At 49.8% G+C, this 2279-nt stretch carries 2 tRNA genes and 2 rRNA genes (1 of these 4 only partly in view); all 4 read left to right on the top strand.

The window, feature by feature from the left end:
• Nucleotides 1-23 precede the first annotated feature (23 nt).
• Nucleotides 24-1562, top strand: a 16S ribosomal RNA gene (locus tag J3U35_RS00025).
• Nucleotides 1563-1617: 55 nt separating this feature from the next.
• Nucleotides 1618-1694, top strand: a tRNA-Ile gene (locus J3U35_RS00020).
• A 50-nt stretch (nucleotides 1695-1744) separates the two neighbouring features.
• A tRNA-Ala gene (locus J3U35_RS00015) sits at nucleotides 1745-1820 on the top strand.
• Between the two features lie 202 nt (nucleotides 1821-2022).
• A 23S ribosomal RNA gene (locus J3U35_RS00010) occupies nucleotides 2023-2279 on the top strand (it continues 2484 nt past the right edge of the window).
• The 16S and 23S rRNA genes sit together here with 2 tRNA genes alongside, the layout of an rRNA operon.

Below are 2279 nucleotides of genomic sequence, written 5' to 3'. Positions count from 1 at the left end.
ACAGTTATTGAGCATCAAACTTTAAATTGAAGAGTTTGATCATGGCTCAGATTGAACGCTGGCGGCAGGCTTAACACATGCAAGTCGAACGGTAACATGAGTGCTTGCACTTGATGACGAGTGGCGGACGGGTGAGTAAGGTATGGGGATCTGCCAAATGGAGGGGGACAACAGTTGGAAACGACTGCTAATACCGCATAAAGTTGAGAGACCAAAGTACGGTTCCGCAAGGACGTGCGCCATTTGATGAACCCATATGGGATTAGCTAGTTGGTGTGGTAAAGGCTCACCAAGGCGACGATCTCTAGCTGGTCTGAGAGGATGACCAGCCACACTGGAACTGAGACACGGTCCAGACTCCTACGGGAGGCAGCAGTGGGGAATATTGCACAATGGGGGGAACCCTGATGCAGCCATGCCGCGTGTATGAAGAAGGCCTTCGGGTTGTAAAGTACTTTCGGTAGTGAGGAAGTTGTGTGTATGAAAAGTGCATGCAATTGACGTTAGCTACAGAAGAAGCACCGGCTAACTCCGTGCCAGCAGCCGCGGTAATACGGAGGGTGCGAGCGTTAATCGGAATGACTGGGCGTAAAGGGCATGTAGGCGGATAATTAAGTTAGGTGTGAAAGCCCCGGGCTCAACCTGGGAATTGCACTTAAAACTGGTTATCTGGAGTATTGTAGAGGAAGGTAGAATTCCACGTGTAGCGGTGAAATGCGTAGAGATGTGGAGGAATACCGGTGGCGAAGGCGGCCTTCTGGACAGATACTGACGCTGAGATGCGAAAGCGTGGGGAGCAAACAGGATTAGATACCCTGGTAGTCCACGCTGTAAACGATGTCGATTTGGAGTTTGTTGCCCTGAGTGATGGGCTCCGAAGCTAACGCGATAAATCGACCGCCTGGGGAGTACGGCCGCAAGGTTAAAACTCAAATGAATTGACGGGGGCCCGCACAAGCGGTGGAGCATGTGGTTTAATTCGATGCAACGCGAAGAACCTTACCTGGTCTTGACATCCACAGAATCTGGCAGAGATGCTGGAGTGCCTTCGGGAACTGTGAGACAGGTGCTGCATGGCTGTCGTCAGCTCGTGTTGTGAAATGTTGGGTTAAGTCCCGCAACGAGCGCAACCCTTATCCTTTGTTGCCATCGATTAGGTCGGGAACTCAAAGGAGACTGCCGTTGATAAAGCGGAGGAAGGTGGGGACGACGTCAAGTCATCATGGCCCTTACGACCAGGGCTACACACGTGCTACAATGGCGTATACAAAGGGAGGCGACCTCGCGAGAGCAAGCGGACCTCAGAAAGTACGTCTAAGTCCGGATTGGAGTCTGCAACTCGACTCCATGAAGTCGGAATCGCTAGTAATCGTGAATCAGAATGTCACGGTGAATACGTTCCCGGGCCTTGTACACACCGCCCGTCACACCATGGGAGTGGGTTGCACCAGAAGTAGATAGCTTAACCTTCGGGAGGGCGTTTACCACGGTGTGATTCATGACTGGGGTGAAGTCGTAACAAGGTAACCGTAGGGGAANCCTGCGGTTGGATCACCTCCTTACGAAGAGCTCGTAAGTGTTCACACAGATTGTTTGTTTAGAAAGAGTCACTTTATTGGGTCTGTAGCTCAGGTGGTTAGAGCGCACCCCTGATAAGGGTGAGGTCGGTGGTTCAAGTCCACTCAGACCCACCAATTCAACGGCATTGAGCGGAAGTTTGAGGCGTTGAAGAAGTGAAAACAATGGGGCTATAGCTCAGCTGGGAGAGCGCCTGCCTTGCACGCAGGAGGCCAGCGGTTCGATCCCGCTTAGCTCCACCATTAAAGCCGTCTCTTTTGAATTAAATTATGTTTGTATTTACTTGNTATGAGTAAATAGAAAGATAAAGCTCTTTAACAATTAGGAACAAGCTGAAAGAAACGAGTTCTCGTTTTTACAGAAGACATTGATACGAAAGTATGAGTGTTTGAAGTAGAAAAGAGAAAAAAGCGTAATAGAAACCAAGACAACTGTGAGTTGTAAGGTTAAGAAATTAAGCGTACACGGTGGATGCCTAGGCAATCAGAGGCGAAGAAGGACGTGTTAATCTGCGAAAAGCGACGGTGAGCTGATAAAAGGCGTTATAGCCGTCGATGTCCGAATGGGGAAACCCAGTGTAGGTGACTGCACTATCATCTGATGAATACATAGTCAGATGAGGCGAACCGGGAGAACTGAAACATCTAAGTACCCCGAGGAAAAGAAATCAACCGAGATTCCCCTAGTAGCGGCGAGCGAAA

The organism is Gilliamella sp. B2717, assembly GCF_026536675.1.
Classification (GTDB): domain Bacteria; phylum Pseudomonadota; class Gammaproteobacteria; order Enterobacterales; family Orbaceae; genus Gilliamella; species Gilliamella apicola_I.
Note: the sequence above shows the minus strand (reverse complement) of the source record. Positions and strands in the feature narration are given on the sequence as shown.